Origin of the sequence: Cognatiyoonia koreensis (genome assembly GCF_900109295.1) — a bacterium.
Taxonomy (GTDB): domain Bacteria; phylum Pseudomonadota; class Alphaproteobacteria; order Rhodobacterales; family Rhodobacteraceae; genus Cognatiyoonia; species Cognatiyoonia koreensis.
Genome location: NZ_FOIZ01000001.1, coordinates 1,359,418 through 1,381,266 on the forward strand (window position 1 = coordinate 1,359,418; position 21,849 = coordinate 1,381,266).

A 21,849-nucleotide genomic window follows, 5' to 3' on the forward strand; every position below is an offset into this window, starting at 1 on the left:
GGGGATCAGACTTACAACAGCAAATTCGACCGCTGATTTGCGTATTCATTTCAGATACTTGTCATGCCTGCATTTCCGCTTGGGCGAAACGCCGCACAAATGTCAGCGATAACTGTGCGAAAATCCGCACAGAGTTTTTTCAGCACCGTCCCAAGGAACGGGCCAGCAGAGACGTCTGAATCTGCAGAGACGGAAACAGAGGACATAGAAATGAAAACCCTTTTTGCGACAACAGCCCTGGCGATGCTTACAACCCTTCCCGCATTCGCGGCTGTCATTGAAAGCGACAGCACAATCGACGCCGCCACGGTCTTTCCCGAAGGCGCAACGATCACACGCAAGGCAGAATTCAGTGCCGATGCAGGCAAACATCAAATCATCATCGACGATCTTCCGATGTATTTTGACGCGACCAGCTTGCGCGTGACAGGCGAAGGCACAGCGGCCTTCCGCATCGTATCCGTAGATCACCGCATCCGCCGCTTGCCCCCCCGCAAAGAATTCGACACCGACGCCTACAAGGCGTTGGAGGCCGAACGCGAAGCGCTTGAGGATCGCCGCGAAGATCTGATGTTTGACATTCAGGCCGTCGATCTCAAAATCGCCGTTGCCGAAGGGCGGCTGAAAATGGTCGAAAACCTGATGGAGCGCGAACCTCAAAGACTTGTGAACGTGGCCGCCTACACACCGCGCGATGCAACGGATTGGGGACAGACAATCGGTGTCCTTGCCGAACAGATGGACATCGCTCTCACAGCGAAACTGCTGGCAGAACGTGAAAAGCAGGATTTGTTTGATAACATCGCCGACCTTGATGAGGACATCGACAAACTCGAACAGCGTATGCTGGCAACGCGCTTGCCTGCACAGGAAAAATCGGTTGCGACGATCGAAATCGTTGCAGATACCGCAATCGAAGGCACGTTGAACCTTGAATACCGGACTGATGCTGCGGGTTGGCAGCCAATCTACGATCTCCGCCTGACGCAGGGCGAAGAGGCAACGCTAAACATCGAACGCCACGCCCGCATTCATCAGCACACGGGCGAAGCATGGGATGATGTCACGCTTACTCTGTCGACGGCGCGCCCTTCGCTTCGCATGGATGCGCCAATGTTCGCCAGCCAGATCGCCCGCCTTTGGAACCCGAAAGTAGAGGAAAGGATGAGAGACAGTATTGCAGGCGAAGCTGACGTAAATGTGCAAGGTGTCATGCCACTTCGCACAGCACAGGCCCCCATGCGTAGCCTGACAGAAGCAACGCCTGAACCGGTGCGGTTCGAAACTCGCGGTCGCACGCTTATCTTCAAGATCACCGAGCCCGCGGACATCGATGGAGACGGCACGACGCGTCAGCTGTTGATTGATGCCAGCAGGACAACTGTCGATGTATCGGCACGCGCAACTCCACGGCTTGACCCAAGCGCGTATCTCTATGCGACGTTGGACAATACGTTTAACGGACCGATCCTGCCCGGCGCAGCGTCAACCTATGTGGACGGTGCATTCATCGGCCAGTCATACCTGCCATTCACCGCGCAAGACGCAGAATTAACACTGCCCTTCGGCGCGCTTGACGGCGTCACGATCAGTTCAGAAATCAAGGATCGCGAAACCGGCGATTATGGCATTCTGTCCACAACGAATACGCAGGTCGAAGCTTTCGAATTCGTCGCAACGTCGGTGCTGCCTTATGACGTGCCACTGACAATCTATGACCGTGCACCGGTGTCCGAAGACGAAGACCTTGTTGTCGACATCACCGCCGCCCCTCGGCCAACGACGGAGAACGCAGAAGGTGTCCGCGGATTGGCAGCGTGGACATTCGACATGAAGGCAAACAGCGAGACGGTGATCACATTCGGTTATGAACTGTCATGGCCCGGAGAGCAGGAATTGCAACTGACCTCCACCGACTGGCCAATCCTTCACGAAGGATCAACTGGTAGTTTCGTGTTCCGGTAGTCTTCTGCTTTGATCCCATGCCGCGCAAGTTTGTCGTAGAACGTCTTGCGCGGCAATTTCAGGGCCGCCGCCGTCTCCCCTGCGCGGCCCTGATTTTTTTGCAGTGCCGCGATCAAAAGCGATTTCTCGACCTGCCCAAGTTGCTCTGTCAGACCAAGCTCCGCGGCATCGAAGGGTTCCCCGACCCCAAGCGCATATCGCATCGCAGCCGACATTAATCCGCGCGCGTTTCCGGGCCAGTCCTGCGCCATCAGCGATGCAACCATTTCTGGTGATACGGGCGGAACCGGCAAAGCGGCCTGTTCGCACGCCTGCGCAAGATACCGTTCGAAGAGAACGGGAATGTCACTTGGCCTTTCGCGCAGCGCCGGTATGCGGACGCGCATCAGGTCAAGCCGATAGAACAAGTCTGCTGAAAACCGCCCTTCGGCCACGATCTTTTCAAGTGGCGTTGTTGTTGCGGCAATGATCCTTGCCGTGCCACCGGCTTCAAGCGCATCAAGCAGCGCAAACTGCGTCGCACTTGGCAAGGTGCCGACCTCGTCCAGAAATAGCGAACCCGCCCGCGCCTCATCCAGGGCAGCGCGGATCGCATCGACATCAAGGGCACCGGACGCACGTTTAACAAAGGGGTGTCGCGATACGGGCGACAACAGATGGATGACCTCGGCGATCTTCGGCGTGCCGACGCCCGCTTCGCCCGTCACCAAAACCTCTGCCGTAGTCTTGGCGACCGCCCGCACACGCGAGCGGAGTTCTTCGGCAAGATCAGACACACCATAAAGCATCCGCGCAGCCGCATCCCCGCTTTCGAGTTGCAGCTTTCTACGGCGCGCCTCAAGCACACTTCCCCGCTGGCCAAGGGCCTGCTCGACAGCCGCGATCAAATCCTGTGGCGCGCATGGCTTTTCAAGAAATGCATGTGCCCCCTCAGCCATCGCTCTGACTGCGATAGGAACATCGGCCTCGCCCGTCAGCAGGATCACGGGAAGTTCGGGGTCAACGGTGCGGGCATGTTCTAGCAGGTGAAATCCGTCGCGGCCCGGCATGCGCAGATCGGTCACGATGACACCGGCAAATGACTTATTGATGTGGTCTTTCGCTTCAACGAACGAGCCGGCCAGAATCGGACACAGATCAGCAAGTTCGAGGGTCTGGCCAAGTGCTTCTCGCACTTCGCGGTCATCATCGACAAGCAGGACCGAAGATGTCATGCGGCCACCTCTGCAGCGGCTCGGTCCAGTTCGATCGTAAACACCGCGCCGCCGTCGGGGTGGTTGCGGCCACGGATCGCTCCGCCGAAACTCTGAACCAGACCATAAGAAATCGACAATCCCAATCCCATTCCTTCGGCGTCGCTGACAGCCTTTGTTGAATAGAACGGATCAAATATCTTTTCAGGTTCCGCAATGCCCGGTCCCGTATCGCGCACTGTGACCTCAACCCGGGCTGCAACCGCCACGCCAATCTCGACCCGCTTTTTGGCAGTCTGTTCCATCGCATCAATTGCATTCCCGACCAAGTTCAACAAAACCTGCTGCAACCGCACATCACCGCCGCGCACCATGATCGGCGTTCGTGGCGGACTCCACACCAAATCCACGTCCGCTTGCCGCGCCCGCGGCCCGGAAATCTCGATCACGGCATGTATGACACTGACAATATCGATATCCATCACGGGTGCGCTTTCCTGCCGTGCAAAGGCGCGCAAATTCTGAATGATCCGGCCCATTCGGCGGGCAAGTTCGGAAATGCGCCCCAGATTTTCGCTCGTTTGCTGTGGCTTGTCGCGTGCAAGAAATGCTTGACCGTTTTCGGCAAAGGACCGGATGGCCATCAGTGGCTGGTTCAACTCATGACTGATACCAGCAGACATCTGGCCAAGTGCTGACAGCTTTCCGGCCTGCACCAGTTCGGCCTGCGCGCGTTTCAGCTGGGCCTCGGCGTCTGTGCGGGTCAGGATTTCCCGGCGCAAATCGGCGTTGACGCGTTCCAGATCTGCCGTGCGGTCCGCAACCCTTGCTTCCAGACGTAGGTTCGCAAGTGCGAGCGTGCGGCGTCGTTCAGCGACCCAGAATAACAACAATCCAAACGTCAGACACAACGCCGCGGCGACAGCTGCCTGCAATGTCGCAAGTTGCTCTGCCGGATCAACGTCGATCAAGACCTCGCCGACCATCCCGATAACGGGCATCGGAAGATCAAGATGCAAGGCTTTCTCCGGCAAATACCGTCCACCATCAACACGCCAAAGATCGCGACCCGCGATCGGCTCTGGCGTCACGGAAATAAAGGGCGTCAGCTGATCGGGAGGGTATTCTGCCGTATCCCCCGCGATGACATCGTTCTGCATTCGGCTACGAAAGACGAGTTCGGACCGGTTGCTCAGGAAGACCACACCAAGTTCGTCCGTAAAGAACAATGTAGGCCGGTCACCGCGCCATGCAGCTTCGACCGCCTCAACGTTGGCCGTGACCAAAACAGACCCGATGGCAGGGCCCTCCTCGGAAAAAACAGGTGCCGCAAAAAGAAACGCCCGTTTCTGGTATCGGGAAGAAAAAAGATGGAAGACACCCAAAGCGCCATCCATAGCACGTTCGAAATAGGGGCGGCCTGCGTGATCGACCTGACCGGCGTCCCGCGCTGTTGCGACCTCCCGACCGGTTGAATCCAGTACGGCGATGTCGAGCGATCCGGTCTTGTCCGCGACGCTCAACAACAGCGACTTTGTCTCATCCGTCGCAATCCCAGATCGGATGGCAGGCTGCAAATCAGGATGATCCGCCAGCAAAACGGCAAGTTCACGATAGCGTTCAAGCTGCCCTGTCAGACCGTCGGCGGCAAGCGCAAGGTCTGCCTGTCCTTTTCGGGCAAGTTGATCCAACGCGGAAATATAGGCAAAACGCCAGACGCCGGCTGCAAATACTGCGACCAACAATACAAAGAGAACGGCAACAGCGCTGCGGCGTCCGAAATACCTGTTCATGATCCCAATCGCTGCAATAGCGCCCCTCCGACGGCGCTATCCAACCCAAACGCTGACCCTAACGCAAGAGGCGGTCTTATTTGTCAGCCGCGATGATGGCGCGCAAACGTTCGACGGCAGACTGGATTTCGGGGATGACGTCATCTGCACCGACGAGCGTGCCTACGTCTTCACGCAGGTCGACGATATTGCCCGCCACAACGAGGTGCGCCAGCGGCTGCGTGATCCGCAGCGCCAGCACAAGACTGATCAGGTTAGGCAATGACCGCTCTGAATGGGCCACCAGAACAACTGACTGAAAACGATCCCTCTCTGTGCGGGCCACAACCTCATCATGCGTTTCGCCGACTGAAAGCTCTGCATCCCAATCATCGCGACGGAACAAATCAGTTGCCATCTCGATACCAAGCGTGTGCGTATCACCAGGGACGAGCGCGAAAAGAACGTGGCGTTCTGCCGCCCCGTGCAGCGACGCACTGTCCAGGATGTGACGCAGCCCGCGGATAATCCGGTAAAGCCGTGATGTGGCAAGCGTAACCTCGACGAAGGACACGCGATCCTCTTCCCACATCGTTCCCAACTTACGGGCGGCACCCGCAACGTATCCCAGATAAATGATTTCAGCAGAGGCCCCGTCACGGCGCGCCGCAAGTATGATGCGGTCGCCTGCGACTTCTTCTGTCGACAAGAGCGCTGCGCAAAGTCGGTCAACTTCTTGCTGGCTGGGCATGCTATCGATCATGGCGGAACGCGGCATTCGGAACGCAAGCCGACGCACGACTTCCTGCGCCAGCGTTTCGACTGCAGAAACGGGAAGCACTTCCTGGACCAATGCGAATTGACGCTCGGCCAAGGCATACGCCTGTCGATCTATTTCGTTTTCGCTCAAAAGCCCTTTAGCCATGAACTGCCCCCCCTTGCGAATTTACCGTAAGGGACCGCAGCCCCCGCGCAGCCATGTATTCCTCGGTATGCTGAAATTAGCATGACATTTGAATCCGCGAACGTGGCAGAAAGTCGCGGATCAACGGAATGGTCGTCGCGCTTGCGAATATCCGCTGATCTTGGCAAAGCTGGCCCATGAAAAGGTTTCACCAATCGCCCACCGATCCCGCTTTCGTACAAGACCCATATCCATTCTATGATCGGATACGTTCTGCGGGTGATCTGATCTGGTGGGACGATTACGGGATGGCCTGCGCAACGACGCACAAGTCTGCGACAGCTGCATTGCGCGAAAAACGGATGGGTCGCGAAGTTCCGCCCGAAATGGCACCGGACACGCCTGCACACCTTGAACCGTTTTATGCACGCGAAGCCCATTCGATGCTCGAACTTGAACCACCTACACACACGCGCTTGCGCGGCCTCGTCTTGCGGGCCTTCACCAGCCGACGCATCGCGGCCCTGACGCCTGACATCACTGCGCTCAGCAACATGCTGATTGACGCATTTCCGACAGAGCCCTTCGATCTGCTTGATGCTTTCGCACGCCCTCTACCCGTGCGCATCATTGCGAGGTTATTGGGAGTTCCCGAAGACAACAGCGCGCAGTTGCTCTCTTGGTCGAACGATATGGTCGCCATGTATCAAGCCCGCCGGACACGTGCGATCGAAGATGCGGCCGCCACGGCGACGCGCGAATTCAGCGCCTACATCGCAGAGTTCATCACTGAAAAGCGTGCGGCCCCGACTGACGACCTGATCTCGACCCTGATCGCAGCAGAAGAAGAAGGCGCAAAACTCAGCCGGGACGAATTGATCAGCACTTGTATTCTGCTTTTGAACGCCGGACACGAAGCGACGGTCCACACCATCGGGAATGGTGTAAAAACACTGCTGGAAAGCGGTGTTCATGACGTAACGCCGCAATCGGTCGAGGAAATTTTCCGGTTTGATCCGCCGCTGCACATGTTTACTCGTTGGGTTTACGAAGACATGACGTTCTTTGGCGCAAAGCTGAAACGAGGCGATCAGATCGGGTGCCTGCTGGCATCAGCAAATCGCGATCCTCTCGCTTACGAAAACCCTGAAATCTTCATGCCCGAACGCACCGGACCTGCAAACACATCCTTCGGTGGGGGTATCCATTTCTGCGTCGGTGCGCCGCTTGCACGGCTCGAAGTGCTGCACGCGTTGCAAATTCTGTTCGAAAGATGCCCGCGCATTCGACTTGTCGAACAACCCGCCTACGCTGACGTCTATCACTTCCACGGGCTCACCCGTCTCATGGTTGCAATTGATTGACGCCGGTCAAAGCGGCAGAGCAACCGTCGATTTGATCTCTTCCATCGACAACAGTGCCGTGACGTTGTGAACGCGCACCTCTGAAATCAAAGCTTGATAGAAGGCGTCATAGGCACGTGCGTTCGCGACCCTGACCTTTAGAATATAGTCGATATCGCCTGCCAGCCGATGTGCTTCTTGCACCTCTGGCCTTGCTTTCAAGGCTGCCAAGAAACGCTGCTGCCATGCCGCTTCATGTTCGGACGTACGGATCAGTACAAAAAAGCAGGCTTCAAATCCAAGCGCCTCAGCATCAAGCATGACAGTGTGCTGTCCGATGATCCCAGCCTCGCGCAATTTCTTGATACGATTCCAAACAGGCGTCTTCGAGGAACCGACTTCACCCGCAATTTCGTCAAGTGATTGCGAGGCATCGCGCTGCAACGCCGCAAGAATTTTCCTGTCCATTTCGTCAATACGTACTGCCATTCCGATTATCCCTGCATCTTGGAATATCCGGCCCAGCCCACCGGAAAGTTAGAACATATGTCCTTATCTACCCAGAGGTATGGGCAAAAACCAGAACAATATTCTATATTGCAGTGACGAAATTCGAGGATCGCACGATGGATCACTTCCCAGTCTTCATGGCCGTTGCCGGACGCCGCATTGTTTTGTCTGGCGGGGGGGATGCAGCACTTGCCAAACTGCGTCTGATCCTCAAGACGACTGCCCATGTCAGCGTCTTTGCCGAAGTTGCCGCACCTGAAATTCACGCTTGGGCCGCCGATGGCAAGCTGACGTTCGTGCCGCGCGCGCTTGAACCCGGCGATGCCATGTGCGCCGTGCTGTTCTACGCGGCGAACGAAGATGCGACAGAAGATGCCCGCGTGGCAGCAATCGCCCATGCGGACGGCGCAAAGGTCAATATTGTCGACAATCTGCAGGACAGCCAATTCATCACCCCTGCCATCGTTGATCGTGATCCTGTTGTCGTTGCAATTGGAACAGAAGGTGCCGCACCAGTTCTGGCGCGTGCAATCAAGGCTGATCTGGAAGAAAAACTGCCAAGCCAGCTTGGCATGCTGGCGCGGATCGGAAAAACATTCCGCCACGCAGTCGACGTCCTGCCAATGGGACGCAAGCGCCGAGCTTTTTGGTCAGACTTCTATTTCTCGGCAGGTCCGAAAGCGATCGAGACATCCGGCGAAGCGGGTGTTCTGAGTAGCCTTGGCACGCTGCTTGATAGCCATGTCATGACCGATACCAACGTCGGCCACGTTGATCTTGTTGGTGCCGGACCCGGCGATCCCGAATTGCTGACCATGAAAGCCCGCAAGGCGCTCGACGCAGCCGATGTCGTGATCTACGACCGCCTCGTGACCAGTGAAATCCTTGAACTCGCCCGCCGCGAGGCCACGATGATCGACGTTGGCAAGGAAGGGTTCGGCAAGGCGGCCAAACAATCAGATATTGACGCGTTGATCGTAGAGCACGCGCTGAATGGCGCACATGTTGTCCGTCTGAAAGCCGGTGATCCGACCGTGTTCGGTCGTCTCGATGAAGAGATCGAAGCGCTTGAAGGTGCCGGCATCTCATACCGGATCGTGCCGGGGATCACCGCCGCCTCTGCAGCCGTTGCAAATATCGGCCAATCCCTCACCAAGCGGAACCGTAACTCTGCTGTGCGGCTGATTACCGGCCATGACACGCGCGGCTATGCCGATCACGACTGGAAGGCGCTCGCCCGCCCCAGTGAGGTCGCAGCAATCTACATGGGCAAGAAATCCGCCCGCTTCATTCAGGGACGACTTTTGATGCATGGCGCAGACCCGGCAACGCCCGTCACGATCATCGAAAATGTCAGCCGCAGCGATCAGCGCGTCATTGTGACGTCTCTGGGCGAAATGGAACCGACGATGAGCACCGCAAACCTGACCGGCCCTGCCCTGACCTTCTATGGTTTGGCCCCACGCGCCGCCGCTGCGCTAACGCAAAGATACGAGGAACTGGCCTGATGCCCAAAGCCTTTACCCCCAAAGTCGTCACCGCAAACGCCCTTCTGGAAGGTGACGCGGTCTGGCTGACCGAAGACGATCAGTGGACACGCGACATGAGCAAGGCAGAGCTGATGACGGACGAGGCGCACGCCGAACTGCGTCTGCTCGAGGCAAAAGCACGCGCTGATCAGATCGCCGGCGCTTACCTCGCAGATGCCACACCTTCCCCGAATGGACCGACACCAACTCATTTCCGCGAGGCGTTCCGCACACGCGGCCCCTCAAACTATGACCACGGCAAGCAAGCGAACCTGAAAAATGTATAAGTACAATGATTTTGACGCAGCGTTCGTGCGCGAACGTGTCTCTCAGTTTCGCGCGCAGGTCGCGCGGCGCGTCGATGGCTCCCTGACCGAAGATGAATTCAAACCTTTCCGCCTGATGAACGGCCTTTATCTTCAGTTGCACGCTTACATGCTGCGCGTGGCAATCCCCTATGGCACGCTCAACAGCGCGCAAATGCGCCAGCTGGCTTACATTGCTGACAAGTGGGACAAGGGCTATGGGCACTTCACCACTCGCCAGAACATCCAATACAACTGGCCAAAGCTGCCAGATGTGCCAGATATTCTTGACGCGCTGGCAGACGTGGAAATGCACGCGATCCAGACCTCCGGAAATACGATCAGGAACGTGACGGCGGATCATTTTGCGGGTGCAGCGGCAGATGAGATCGCTGATCCGCGGCCCGTTGCCGAACTTCTGCGTCAGTGGTCGACAGACCATCCCGAATTTCAGGCGTTGCCACGCAAATTCAAGATCGCGGTCTCCGGTGCGGAAAATGACCGCGCCGTACTGCGCGCACATGATGTTGCCGTTCAAATCGTAGAAAAAGACGGCGAACAAGGCTACCGCATCTTCGTTGGCGGCGGACTGGGGCGTACACCAATGATCGGGAAAGTGCTGCGGGATTTTCTGCCCGCCGCCGATCTGTTGCCCTACGTCGAGGCTGTCGTCAGCGTCTGGAACCTATTGGGGCGGCGCAACAACAAATACAAGTCACGCATCAAGATCACTGTGCACGAACACGGGATCGATAGAATTGCCGAACTGGTGGACGCACGTTTCGCCCGGATTCGTCCGCATTTTACAGGTGTAGACCAGCAGATGCTGCGAGAGATTTCAGAACAGTTCGCACCGCCATCCTACGCAAACGGCGCGACTGATTCCTTCGACGCGCACAAAGCCGCGAACCCTGCGTTCCGGTCCTGGGCCGACACAAACCTCGCGGCACATAAAAACCCAGATTACGCGATCGTCAGCATTTCGCTGAAAGCGCACGGTGCAACGCCAGGTGATGCAAGTTCTGAACAGATGCGCGTGATGGCAGACCTTGCCAAACGGTTCGGGCACGACGAACTGCGCATCAGTCACGAACAGAACGTGATCCTGCCACATGTGCACAAGGCGAGCCTGCCAGCGATCTACGCAGAACTGCGCAATGTTGGTCTTGCCACTGCAAACATCGGTCTGATCAGCGATATCATCGCCTGCCCGGGTATGGACTACTGTGCGCTTGCGACAGCCCGGTCCATCCCGATCGCACAGGAAATCGCGACTCGGTTCGACGAGCTAAAGCTTGAACACGAAATCGGACCGCTAAAGATCAAGATTTCCGGCTGCATCAATGCCTGTGGGCACCATCACGTCGGGCATATCGGAATCCTCGGACTCGACCGCGCGGGCGTCGAAAATTATCAGATTACGCTTGGTGGCGACGGTACGGAAGATGCCACAATTGGCGAACGCGCAGGCCCGGGTTTCAGTGCTGACGAGATCATTCCGGCTATTGAAAGACTGGTCCGTGGATACCTTGCCGTGCGCGAGCGCCCAGAAGAAACCTTTTTGCAGACATATCGTCGTCTGGGCGCTGTGCCATTTAAACACTTTCTTTACCCAGAAAAGGCCGAGAGAAATGCCGCTTAAGGAACTTGCAGAACGCCGGAACCTACTGCACCGCAAAAGTGACCCGCAAACGGTCCTTCGGCATGCCATGTCGGATATGGAAATCGGGCAAATCGCACTTGTCAGCTCTTTCGGAGCCGAGAGTGTCGTGCTGCTCCATATGGCAGCGCAGATCGACACAGCAATTCCAGTCGTCTTTCTTGATACGGAAATGTTGTTCGATGAAACGCTCACCTATCAGAAAGAGGTTTGCGATCAGCTTGGTCTAAGCGATGTGCGTGTGATCACGCCCGCCCGTGAAGACGTTTTTACGCATGACGTCGATGGGTTGCTGCACCAAGCAGATGTAGATGCCTGCTGCGATCTTCGCAAGACGCGACCGCTTGAACAGGCGTTGTCAGGCTTTGGCGGCTGGATTACCGGTCGCAAACGGTATCAGGGCGGGCAACGTGTAGATCTTCCGTTGTTCGAAAAGGATGAGTCGCGCCGGATCAAAATCAATCCACTCGCCCGTTGGAGCGCTGAAGAAGTCTCCTCATATATGAATGCGCACAAGCTGCCGCGCCATCCGCTTGTGACACAAGGCTATCCTTCTATCGGTTGCTGGCCGTGCACGCATCGTGCGGGCGACTTTGAAGAACATCGCGCAGGGCGCTGGAAAGGCATGGAAAAAACGGAATGTGGTATTCACTTTCCATCGTCGAAATCAGTCCAGCACGCGACAGCAGCGGAATAACATACAGGACAACTGGGCGACACTGACGCCTGTGGGGGCAATCTGATGAACGTAATTGTAACCGATAGCGGTTTTTCAAGTGATGACTGGTCGAAGGGTTTTGCTGATATGACGCAGACCATCGCAAACGACTGTTGCCGTGGCGTCGATGTGCCATCTGACGCATTACCCGATGCGATGGCAGACCTGATCGGTTCCGCAATGATCCGCATCGATTTTCCGGCCCCAACAGACGGGCGCGGCTTCACCCTTGCCGCTGTCTTGCGGCGGGCCGGTTTCAAAGGACGCCTGCGCGCATGCGGACATATTCTGGCCGACCAATATGCGATGGCACGTCGCAGCGGCTTTGATGAAGTCGAAATTGACGCAAGCCTTGCCGAACGCCAGCCCGAAGCCCAGTGGCTTGCCCGCGCGAATTGGCAGGCGCACGATTATCAGGCGCGCCTGCGCGGGTAACGGATTATTCCGCCCGCGCCCCTTTCCCTGATCCAGATCAATGACTAAACCCCTAGGGCGGTCCATGTAGACCGAATGAGAGATATGACAGAGCAAACACCCGTGACGACAGCGACCGCAAAAGCCGTGCCCACCCTGCCCGATGCGCAGACAGTTACGTCCGTCCAGCATTACACCGACAAGCTTTTCAGTTTCAGGGTGTCGCGCCCGGCTTCGCTGCGGTTCCGTTCAGGCGAATTCGTGATGATCGGGCTGATGGGCGATCCCGATCCGAAAACGGGCAAGCAAAAGCCTTTGCTTCGCGCCTACTCAATCGCATCGCCATCTTGGGATGAAGAGCTTGAATTCTATTCGATCAAGGTACAGGACGGGCCGCTGACATCCAAATTGCAGCACATCCAGCCCGGCGATCAGATCATTCTGCGCCCCAAGCCCGTCGGCACGCTTGTGCATGACGCGCTTCTGCCTGGCAAACGGCTTTATTTCTTTGCAACCGGCACAGGTTTTGCACCTTTTGCATCACTGCTGCGGGAACCAGAGACATATGAGAACTATGACGAAGTTATTATTACGCATACCTGCCGCGACGTCGCAGAACTGACCTACGGCCATAACCTGATCGAAGATCTCAAGCAGGATGAAATTATGGAAGAGGTCTTTGGGGAAGGTTTCGCAAAGAAGATCCGCTACTATCCGACGACAACGCGCGAAGAGAGCCCGAAGATGGGCCGTATAACTACCCTGATCGAGAACGGAGAGCTGTTTACAGATCTTGGGATACCCCCGCTTGACCCGGCGACAGATCGGGCGATGGTCTGCGGATCGCTGGCGTTCAACCTCGACATCAAGGCCTTGCTGGAAAAGGCTGGGTTGCGCGAAGGGGCAAACTCGGAACCGGGCGAATTCGTGATCGAAAAAGCTTTCGTCGGCTGACCGATCAAGTCTCGGCAAAAAGAAAGGGCCGCGTCAGTCATGACGCGGCCCTGCTTCGTTCAGTAATCCTCTGATCAGAGGCCCATGGCTTCTCTGATGCGCGTCAGTGTCGCTTCCAGAAGCTGGGGGTTGTCTTTGGCGGCATTGACAGCACCGGCCAGCGCCGTTTTCTGAACAGTGGACAAGTCCGACCCGTCAATCATCTCAAGCACTTTGTCAGCGTCGAAACCGTCAGTCGTCAACAGGCTCGCCATGTTATCTGGCGGTGTATCGTCAGCAGGCGCTTCTGCAGGAACGTCTACTTCTGCGGCCTCGTCAGTTGCTGCGTCAGCAGCTTCTTCAGCAGCACCTTCTACAACTTCAGCGGCTTCTTCAGTCGCGTCGGTCGCGGCGTCAGTCGCTTCTTCGGTCGCATCCGCAGCAGCATCGGCTGCTTCGTCGGTTGCTGTTTCAACAGCGTTGGCCGCGTCGTTGGCTTCTTCTGTTACGCCTTCAATAACATCGGCCGCCGTGTCGTTTGCCTCATCAACAGCATCCTCTGCAGCGTCCTGTGCTTCTTCGACAATGTTTTCAATAGCTTCAGCAGCATCGTCAGCGGCTTCACTCGCAGTGTCTGCAACGCCTTCAGCAGCCTCGGTTGTTGCTTCAACGGCCGGTTCGGCGGCATCAGTAACAGCATCAGCGGCTTCGCCTGCTGTTTCTGATGTACCTTCGTCAACGTCATCCGCCGTCTCTGTCGCCTGACCGGTCAACGCACCGATCGCTTCCATGGGTGATCGCTCATTTACGCCGTATTGGTATCCAAAGAAACCAAGCACAGCCACAACGATCAGGATCAATGTCGCTCTCATCGGGTCTATCCTTCCAAATTGATAGCTTCTGGGCCCTATATAAGCCCTCGCTGCCCATATGTCAGATGCTTTACGAAGTGTGAAGCGGTACTAAACGGGGAATTCGGCGCGCAAAGGCGCTTTTTTGCGGGTTGAAGGCGCCCGTGCGCAGGTTTAGCTTGCAAGGCACAATTGGATTCACTGCACAAGGAACAGAGCCATAGGACGCAGACCCCACAACGCGCCACCACAGCGCGATACCGGCCCACGCACAAACGAACGTATACGGGCCTCAGAAATCCGCCTGATCGGGGCAGAAGGTGAAAACGTAGGCGTGGTAAGCCCTGAACGGGCACTCATGATGGCAGAAGAGGCAGGTCTGGACCTGGTCGAAATCTCTCCAAACGCCAACCCGCCTGTTTGCAAGATCATGGACTATGGCAAGTTCAAGTACGAGACTCAGAAAAAAGAAGCTGAGGCGCGTAAGAAGCAGAAGATTATCGAAATCAAGGAAGTGAAGTTCCGTCCCAATACGGACAACCACGATTACGAAGTCAAAATGCGCAACGTTTTCAAGTTTCTCGAAAACGGCGACAAGGTAAAAATTACCCTGCGTTTCCGCGGACGGGAAATGGCACACCAGGAATTGGGCCGCCAGTTGCTCGAACGTGTTGCAGAAGACACCAAGGAAGCCGGCAAGGTCGAGAACTTTCCAAAGATGGAAGGCCGCCAGATGGTCATGCTGATTGGTCCTATGGCAAAGTAGGCACGATTGGTTGAAGCAAAAAAAGCCTCGCGATGAGCGAGGCTTTTTTCGTTTCAAGACCTTCGGTCCCAGCTTTGGTTAACTGGTCTGCGCTTCGCCGAGGTTGTCAGCCTTCGTGGCGTCGCGTTGCCCCATTGGGCGGTCTTCACCCACTGTCGTGTCATGCTTGGTCTGCGCTTCCATCTCGGCGTTGATTTCCGCACCGATCAGAATGACAAAGGCTGACACCCAGAACCACATCAACAAAGCGACAGCGCCGCCAAGCGCACCAAAGCTTTCGGTGTAGCCAGCAAAGTTTTCGACGTAGTAAGCGAACGCCGCTGATCCGATGATCCAAAGCGTACAGCCAACAACCGCCCCCACCGAGGCCCATTGGAATTCGGGCGCATCGCGGGATGGCCCATAGCGATAAACCAACGACAATCCGAAGATTGTCAGCAAGATTAGCGTGACCCAAATTGCGCCCAACGCGGCCAGTTCGACAATGCGGCTTTCACTTAGAAAACTTAGAATTGAGGGAACAAATATGATGGCACAAAACGACACGACGATACCGAAAAGCAGCGCAATGGTCAGACCAATCGTCGTCAATTTCAGTCGAATGAAGCCACGTTTCTCGTCCTCATCGTAGGCGATGTTCATACCCTCAATCAGCGATCCCATTCCCTTTGAAGCTGAGTAGATTGCAAAGAGTACGCCCAGAATTGCCATCAGCCCCAATCCACCTTCGTCTGATCCTGCGATCTCTGTTGCTTGCCCCTTGACGATCTCCATCACTTGATCAGGCATGAACTGGGACAGCATGCCCAACTCGGAAATCATGTTTTGGGGATCGATGAACAAACCTGCGATCGCAAGGATTGCCGTAATTGCGGGGAAAAGCGCCAATAACCCATAGAAAGCGACGCCAGCGGCGGTTAATCCTACACGATCAGCCGCGATCTCGTCTTTCAGCCGCCAGCCGATATCCATCCACCCCTTGGACGGTATATCGGTCGGGGATGTCGCTGAACGTCCTCGGGCCATACGCTGCACTCCTGAGATTGCGAATACCGCGCAGCAGCGCGACGACTTTTGAACAAAACCACTGAAGGCGATGATTTGTTCCCCCGCGCGTAGAAATGCAAAGGGCCCCGCCGAATTACAGCGAGGCCCAAAAGCTACAAAAGTGCGCGGTTCAGCTTGCCGCGGTAACGGCCCGCCCTGTCATTACCTTGATCAGATGCGCACGGTATTCAGGCGATCCATGCAAATCCGAAATCATGCCGTCAGCAGACACGCTCAGGTCTGCAATCGCACCAGCCGAAAAGTCGCCTGAAAGGGCTTCTTCCGCCTCGCTCCAGCGGAAGACACCGTCTTCGGACGCACCCGTCACCGCCACGCGCACGCCATCCGCATATTTGGCGACAAAGACGCCGACCAATGCAAAACGCGACGCTGGCTGAACGAATTTTTGATAGTTCGACTTTTCCGCAATCGGCAGCTTGACCTCTGTAATGATCTCACCTTCTTCCAAGGCGGTCGTGAACATTCCTTGGAAATAATCATCCGCCGCGATCTCGCGGGAGTTGGTGATGATCATCGCACCTGTGCCCAACGCCGCCGCCGGATAACAGGCGGACGGGTCATTGTTGGCCAACGATCCGCCAATGGTGCCGCGATTGCGCACGGCAGGGTCACCGATCTGGCCGGCCAATCCCGATAAACCCGGAAAAGTACTTGCCGTTTCAGCCGCAACTGTTGCGTGGTTTGTAGCCCCACCAATGCAGACCCGGCCCTGATCGTCGGTGCAGACGCCCTTCATCTCTGCAATCTGTGACAGTGCCACCAGTTTTGCCGGCATTGCCAAACGTTGTTTCAGGGTCGGAATTAGGGTCTGGCCACCCCCGAGCGCTTGTGCTTCCTCCCCCGACATGGCGGCAACTGCGTCAGCGATCGTGGCGGGTGTTTCGATATCGAATGCGTACATGATCTGTCTCCTTACGCGCCGTTCATCGCCGCCCACACCCGAGCGGGCGTTAGTGGCATGTCAATATGTGTCACGTTCTTGCCGCCCGATTGCAGGGCATCGATGACAGCGTTCACGATTGTCGGCGGCGACCCGATGGCCCCTGCCTCGCCACAGCCTTTAACGCCAAGTGGATTGTGCGTGCATGGCGTCGCGCAGGAATGATCGACCGTGTAGAACGGCAGATCATCGGCGCGGGGCATGGCGTAATCCATATAGCTGGCCGAGATCAGCTGACCTTCGGCGTCATAGGCGCAGTTTTCGATCAGCGCTTGCCCGATCCCTTGTGCCAGACCGCCGTGAACCTGGCCCGTCACGATCATCGGATTGATAACGTTGCCGAAATCATCGACAGCCGTAAAGCGGTCCACGGTGACCTTTCCGGTATCGGGATCAACTTCGACCTCGCAGCTGTAAGCCCCGGACGGATAGGTAAAGTTTGCCGGATCGTAAAAGGCCGTTTCCTCCAGACCCGGTTCGATATCCTCGATCGGGAACTGATGTGGAATATAGGCCTTGAGCGCAACTTCACCAAAGCCAACTGATTTGTCAGTGCCTTTCACCGTGAAATTGCCGTCTGCAAAATCAATATCCGCTTCCGATGCTTCCAGCATGTGGGCTGCGATCTTCTTGGCTTTGGCGATGATCTTCTCCGTAGCGCGAACTACAGCTGACCCACAGACCGCCAATGAACGTGATCCATAAGTGCCCATGCCAAAAGGAATTTTGGACGTATCGCCATGGACAATTTCGATGCTTTCACCCGGTACGCCCAGCATGTCCGCGACAACTTGCGGGAACACGGTCTCGTGACCCTGACCGTGGCTGTGCGCCCCAACCATGACGGCAATATTGCCCGTCGCATTCACGCGCACCGTCGCTGCGTCATAAAGGCCAACGCGCGATCCAAGTATCCCGACAAGATTGGATGGCGCGATACCACAGGCCTCAATATAGGCATTCACGCCGAAACCACGCAGCTTGCCGTTTTTCTCGCTCTCGGCGCGACGTGCAGCAAAGCCTTTGATGTCGGCCACCTGCTCCATTTTATCCATCAGCGCATCATAGTTGCCAGTGTCATATTCCAAACCTGCCGCGCTCGCGAACGGATACTGGTCAGGCTTGACGAAGTTCTTGCGGCGCATTTCGATCGGGTCCATGCCGAGTTCACGTGCGGCTTTATCAATCACGCGTTCGATGGAATATGTTGCCTCGGGACGCCCAGCGCCGCGATAGGCATCAACGGGGGCCGTGTTCGTAAACACGGCCTTCACGTTCACATAGACGTTCGGCACCGTGTAGTTCCCTGCCATCAACGTCCCATGAAGAAACGTCGGCGTCGCGGTCGAGAAATTTGACAAGTACGCACCAACGTTCGCCATCGTCTCGGTACGGAACGCGAGAAAATTGCCGTCGTTGTCGCAGGCAAGTTCGATCTTGGTGACGTGATCGCGACCGTGGGCATCCGTCAAAAAGCTTTCAGATCGTTGAGCCACCCAGCGCACAGGACGTCCCAGCCGCTTGGCCGCCGCCAGAACAAGGGCCTCCTCGCCATAGTGATAGATCTTGGAACCAAACCCGCCACCGACATCAGGGGCAACAACGGTCAGTTTGTTTTCAGGTATTCCCATGACGAAGGCTGAAATCAGCAAACGCGTCAGATGCGGGTTCTGCGAGGTTGTGAACAGCTTGTAATCACCCGTGCCGGGATCATAGACACCGGTGGATGCGCGCGGTTCCATCGCATTTGGAACAAGGCGATTGTTGATCAGCTCCAGCGTCGTGACATGAGGCGCGTTCTTGATCGCCTCGTCAGTCGCAGCCCGGTTGTCTTCGATCCAACCCCAGTCAAAACACTGGTTCGTACCGATTTCGTCATGGACGAAATTGTCCTGCGACAAGGCTTTGCCCATATCGACAATGGCCGGTAGCTCTTCGATATCGGCGACGATGGCTTCGGCGGCGGCTTCAGCCTGCTCAAATGTATCAGCAATCACGGCAGCATAGGCATCACCGACATGGCGCACTTTGCTATGGGCCAGTACGGGCCGTTTTGGTTCTTTCATCGGCTCGCCGTCGCGGCTGTTGATCAGCCAACCGGCGGGGTTACCACCAACGTCAACGAAATCATCGCCCGTGAAAATTGTCTGGACACCGGGCATGGACGCCGCGGCAGAGGTGTCGATCGACTTGATCCGCCCGTGCGCCACATCAGAGCGTACAAAATAGGCGTGGGCCTCTCCCGGTACAGCGATGTCATCGGTGTACTTGCCCAAGCCCATCAGGAATCGGATGTCTTCGCGCCGTACCGTGCTTTGGCCGACTTCATTATCCTTTGGCATTCTATTCCTCCCTTTGGATCACGATGTTTCGCGCAGAAAATCGGATCGCGTGTTATTCAGAAAAGTCGACTACTCTGCAGCAATCGCGCTGACGTCCTGCCCGCTCGCAGCCATGATCGCCTTGACGATATTGTGGTAGCCGGTGCAGCGGCAGATATTGCCCTCAAGATATTCGCGAACTTCCTGCTCGCTGGGCTTCGGGTTGTCCTTCAACAAGGCGGCCGCCGACATCACCATGCCGGGGGTGCAGAACCCGCACTGAAGCCCGTGATGCGTCTGGAATGCCTGCTGAATGACATTTAGCGATCCGTCAGCGTTCGCCTGACCTTCGATAGTGTCGACGGTTGCGCCGTTCGCCTCTGCCGCAAACATGGTGCATGCCTTCACGGCTGCCCCGTTTACATGTACCACGCAGGCACCGCATTGGCTGGTATCACAGCCCACATGCGTCCCCGTCAGGCGCAGATCATCGCGCAGGAATTCAACCAGAAGGGTGCGCCCTTCTACGGTGCCGGACACGGATTTCCCGTTCACGGTCATTGTGACATCAGTCATACGAACCTCCCAAAGTGTCGTGTTGCGGTGGAGTTAACCACGGGTCAGCAGGACAGGGAACCACCGACTTACGCTGCACCTGCAAACTGACGGACTTGTGCTGTTCACCCCGCCCGCGGGCGTGGCCGCGTCGGGATTTCCTTTAACAAGCCCCCCACACCCATCGCGGCGATATCATCGGACGTTACGGGTACACCGCAAAGAATCCGGTTCAGGACCCAGTCAGCCCCGTTCAAAGCAGGGGAACGGGCACATCCGGGTAACCCGACGATGGGCTTTTCACCAAGGTTTCCGACAAACAAAAGATTGCCCGGATCAACGGGCATCCCAAAGCGGGCAACCGCGCCACCGGCACGCCGCACTGCAGAAGGTGCGACATCATGCGCATCCGATGTAGCAGACGCCGTCAGGATGCAGATCACGTCACCCTTTGCCTCTTGCAGCGCAGTCGACAGTGCATCGATCTCATGGGCGACGACCACCCGGTCAGTCAGCGAAATCCCAAGCGGATTGACCCGAACGGCAAGCGCATCGCGCCCCTTTGTCGACGGCATGGGATTGTCGGTTTTCGTTTCAATCAATGTGATGGAACTGTACTGCCCAACGGCAAGCGCCACCTGAGGAGCAAGTGTACAGGCCCGCGCGATGTCGGTCTTCGCAACTCCGTAGGAAATGATCTTGATCGTCGCGACCATTCCGTCCTTCGGTAGCCGATGATAGGGCGGCACGGTCGCGACCGTGATCATTGGATCGACGGCATTCAATGCATTGATCCGCTCGGGATCAAAGACCACAATTCCTTCGTTGGTTGCGAACAGATTAACCCGTCCAGTTGCGGCGCGGGACAGGCGCAGATGGACCGCCGGACCGTCAGGAACAAGCGCGTTTGCGATCGCGGATGCGGCTTCGTCCTCATGCAAATCGTCGGCATCCAGACGGGCAACCGTAATCGTGGAAAGCCCGGCAGTTTCAAGATGCGACAGATCAGCTTTTGTCAGTACGGCACCCTTTTTGATCGTGCGCCCACCTGCGCGCATGCTGTAGGCGGCAATCGCGCCTAGCGCGTCATTGACCGGAACAGGACCGAATTTCATGCGGCTTTGCGCAGGCTCTCGATTACCTCCGCCATGATACTGATCGCAATTTCCGCCGGTGCACGCCCGCCAATATCAAGGCCGACAGGCGCGTGGATGCGGGCGATTTGGGCCTCCGTGAATCCTGCTTCTTTCAGCCGTGCGACCCGCTTTGCATGGGTGCGGGTCGATCCAAGGCACCCGAGGTAGAATACATCTGATTTCAAGGCCGCCATGATCGCCGGATCATCCAGCTTGGGATCATGGGTCAGCGTCACCACCGCAGTACGTGCATCCGGTTTCAAGGCCGCCATCTCCTCATCCGGCCAGCCATCAAGGATCGTCTCGTCCGGAAACCGCGCAGCCGACCCGAATGCGCCACGCGGATCGATCAGGATCGGGGCAAAACCGCAGGACCGCGCACATTGAACCAGCGTTTGGGCGATGTGCACGGCGCCCACGACAATCATGCGCAAAGGCGGATTGTGAACGCCGACATATGTCTTCTCATCTTCTGAGAGGCCAGACCGATCAAAGCGAAACCGGTCTGGATAGTCCGCTGGCTGCGCCGTTTCACGGTCCGTCCCGCCAATCGCGGCAACATAGGCAATCGGTTGACGCGTCGCCAACGCCTCCAGCAGATCGACCGGCATCACAGAACCAACGGGATCGACCAGAACGCGGATGCGACCCCCACATGCCAAACCGACGGCAAAGGCTTCATCATCACTGACGCCATAGTCCAGCAAACGCGAGCGCCCGTCCGCCATAGCCTCGAGTGCTTCTGTAATCACCGCACCCTCGACACACCCCCCCGAAACAGAGCCCGCCATCGTCCCGTCTTCGTCAATAACCAGCCAGCTCCCCACAGCTCGCGGAGCCGACCCCCAGGTTTCAACAACAATCGCAACAGCGACCTTGCGACCGGCACGATGCCAATCCAACGCTGTCAGCGGCAAAAGGTGGTCCGGTGTCATCTGGTGATCCAATCTGATGGGTTGCGGGCCA

The 21,849-nt window shown here is 56.8% G+C and carries 20 protein-coding genes; 9 read left to right on the plus strand and 11 right to left on the minus strand.

Translation table 11 applies throughout. The annotated features are described in order from the left end of the window. The first annotated feature begins 210 nt into the window (after positions 1–210). A complete protein-coding gene (locus BMY44_RS06760; RefSeq protein ID WP_165611797.1) occupies positions 211–1,965 on the plus strand; it encodes a mucoidy inhibitor MuiA family protein in 1,755 nt (584 codons plus the stop codon). On the opposite strand, the gene BMY44_RS06765 is transcribed toward BMY44_RS06760, so the two are convergent. From BMY44_RS06765 to BMY44_RS06775, 3 genes are all read right to left on the minus strand, one after another. Beyond that, positions 1,929–3,179, minus strand: coding sequence for a sigma-54-dependent transcriptional regulator (locus BMY44_RS06765; RefSeq protein WP_089991896.1), 1,251 nt, complete (start codon positions 3,177–3,179; stop codon positions 1,929–1,931). The genes BMY44_RS06760 and BMY44_RS06765 overlap by 37 nt on opposite strands. After that, positions 3,176–4,951 (minus strand): sensor histidine kinase, encoded by a 1,776-nt coding sequence (locus BMY44_RS06770; RefSeq protein ID WP_089991899.1) that lies wholly within the window; start codon positions 4,949–4,951, stop codon positions 3,176–3,178. Before BMY44_RS06770 ends, BMY44_RS06765 begins: the two co-directional genes overlap by 4 nt. A 76-nt stretch (positions 4,952–5,027) precedes the next feature. Then, on the minus strand, positions 5,028–5,855 hold the full coding sequence (locus BMY44_RS06775; RefSeq protein ID WP_089991902.1) for a cobalamin B12-binding domain-containing protein: 828 nt from the start codon (positions 5,853–5,855) through the stop codon (positions 5,028–5,030). A 176-nt stretch (positions 5,856–6,031) separates the two neighbouring features. Between BMY44_RS06775 and BMY44_RS06780 the strand changes: the two genes are divergently transcribed. After that, positions 6,032–7,198: a cytochrome P450 gene (locus BMY44_RS06780; RefSeq protein WP_089991905.1), complete on the plus strand. Its 1,167-nt coding sequence runs from the start codon at positions 6,032–6,034 to the stop codon at positions 7,196–7,198. A 6-nt stretch (positions 7,199–7,204) separates the two neighbouring features. Here the strand turns inward: BMY44_RS06780 and BMY44_RS06785 are convergent, their stop codons facing one another. Then, the gene (locus BMY44_RS06785; RefSeq protein WP_089991908.1) at positions 7,205–7,666 is read right to left on the minus strand and encodes an Lrp/AsnC family transcriptional regulator; all 462 of its coding nucleotides are present in this window, start codon (positions 7,664–7,666) and stop codon (positions 7,205–7,207) included. Positions 7,667–7,803: 137 nt separating this feature from the next. Between BMY44_RS06785 and cysG the strand changes: the two genes are divergently transcribed. From cysG to BMY44_RS06815, 6 genes are all read left to right on the plus strand, one after another. Then, entirely contained in the window at positions 7,804–9,195 is a 1,392-nt protein-coding gene (gene cysG, locus BMY44_RS06790; RefSeq protein ID WP_089994647.1) for a siroheme synthase CysG, read from the plus strand. After that, positions 9,195–9,503 (plus strand): DUF2849 domain-containing protein, encoded by a 309-nt coding sequence (locus BMY44_RS06795; protein WP_089991911.1) that lies wholly within the window; start codon positions 9,195–9,197, stop codon positions 9,501–9,503. Before cysG ends, BMY44_RS06795 begins: the two co-directional genes overlap by 1 nt. After that, entirely contained in the window at positions 9,496–11,163 is a 1,668-nt protein-coding gene (locus tag BMY44_RS06800) for a nitrite/sulfite reductase (protein ID WP_089991914.1), read from the plus strand. Before BMY44_RS06795 ends, BMY44_RS06800 begins: the two co-directional genes overlap by 8 nt. Further along, on the plus strand, positions 11,153–11,878 hold the full coding sequence (locus BMY44_RS06805) for a phosphoadenylyl-sulfate reductase (protein WP_089991917.1): 726 nt from the start codon (positions 11,153–11,155) through the stop codon (positions 11,876–11,878). The genes BMY44_RS06800 and BMY44_RS06805 overlap by 11 nt, the downstream gene beginning before the upstream one ends. 45 nt (positions 11,879–11,923) lie before the next feature. Next, positions 11,924–12,334, plus strand: coding sequence for a DUF934 domain-containing protein (locus BMY44_RS06810; protein ID WP_089991920.1), 411 nt, complete (start codon positions 11,924–11,926; stop codon positions 12,332–12,334). A gap of 84 nt (positions 12,335–12,418) precedes the next feature. Further along, positions 12,419–13,267, plus strand: coding sequence for a ferredoxin--NADP reductase (locus BMY44_RS06815; protein ID WP_089991922.1), 849 nt, complete (start codon positions 12,419–12,421; stop codon positions 13,265–13,267). 74 nt (positions 13,268–13,341) lie between these two features. On the opposite strand, the gene BMY44_RS06820 is transcribed toward BMY44_RS06815, so the two are convergent. Continuing rightward, complete coding sequence (locus BMY44_RS06820; protein WP_089991925.1) at positions 13,342–14,118, minus strand: hypothetical protein; 777 nt, start codon at positions 14,116–14,118, stop codon at positions 13,342–13,344. 199 nt (positions 14,119–14,317) lie between these two features. Between BMY44_RS06820 and infC the strand changes: the two genes are divergently transcribed. After that, a complete protein-coding gene (gene infC, locus BMY44_RS06825; protein ID WP_089991929.1) occupies positions 14,318–14,863 on the plus strand; it encodes a translation initiation factor IF-3 in 546 nt (181 codons plus the stop codon). Positions 14,864–14,941: 78 nt separating this feature from the next. On the opposite strand, the gene BMY44_RS06830 is transcribed toward infC, so the two are convergent. The 6 genes from BMY44_RS06830 to BMY44_RS06855 all read right to left on the minus strand — a co-directional run bounded on the left by BMY44_RS06830 (position 14,942) and on the right by BMY44_RS06855 (position 21,818). Continuing rightward, entirely contained in the window at positions 14,942–15,889 is a 948-nt protein-coding gene (locus BMY44_RS06830) for a YihY/virulence factor BrkB family protein (protein ID WP_089991932.1), read from the minus strand. Positions 15,890–16,040: 151 nt separating this feature from the next. Further along, on the minus strand, positions 16,041–16,832 hold the full coding sequence (locus BMY44_RS06835; protein WP_089991935.1) for an FAD binding domain-containing protein: 792 nt from the start codon (positions 16,830–16,832) through the stop codon (positions 16,041–16,043). A gap of 11 nt (positions 16,833–16,843) precedes the next feature. Then, entirely contained in the window at positions 16,844–19,213 is a 2,370-nt protein-coding gene (locus BMY44_RS06840; protein WP_089991938.1) for a xanthine dehydrogenase family protein molybdopterin-binding subunit, read from the minus strand. A 69-nt stretch (positions 19,214–19,282) separates the two neighbouring features. Further along, positions 19,283–19,768, minus strand: a complete 486-nt coding sequence (locus BMY44_RS06845) for a (2Fe-2S)-binding protein (RefSeq protein ID WP_089991941.1) — start codon at positions 19,766–19,768, stop codon at positions 19,283–19,285. A 104-nt stretch (positions 19,769–19,872) separates the two neighbouring features. Continuing rightward, complete coding sequence (locus BMY44_RS06850) at positions 19,873–20,862, minus strand: molybdopterin-binding protein (RefSeq protein ID WP_089991944.1); 990 nt, start codon at positions 20,860–20,862, stop codon at positions 19,873–19,875. Next, positions 20,859–21,818, minus strand: a complete 960-nt coding sequence (locus BMY44_RS06855) for an XdhC family protein (protein WP_089991947.1) — start codon at positions 21,816–21,818, stop codon at positions 20,859–20,861. Before BMY44_RS06855 ends, BMY44_RS06850 begins: the two co-directional genes overlap by 4 nt. Positions 21,819–21,849: the final 31 nt, after the last annotated feature.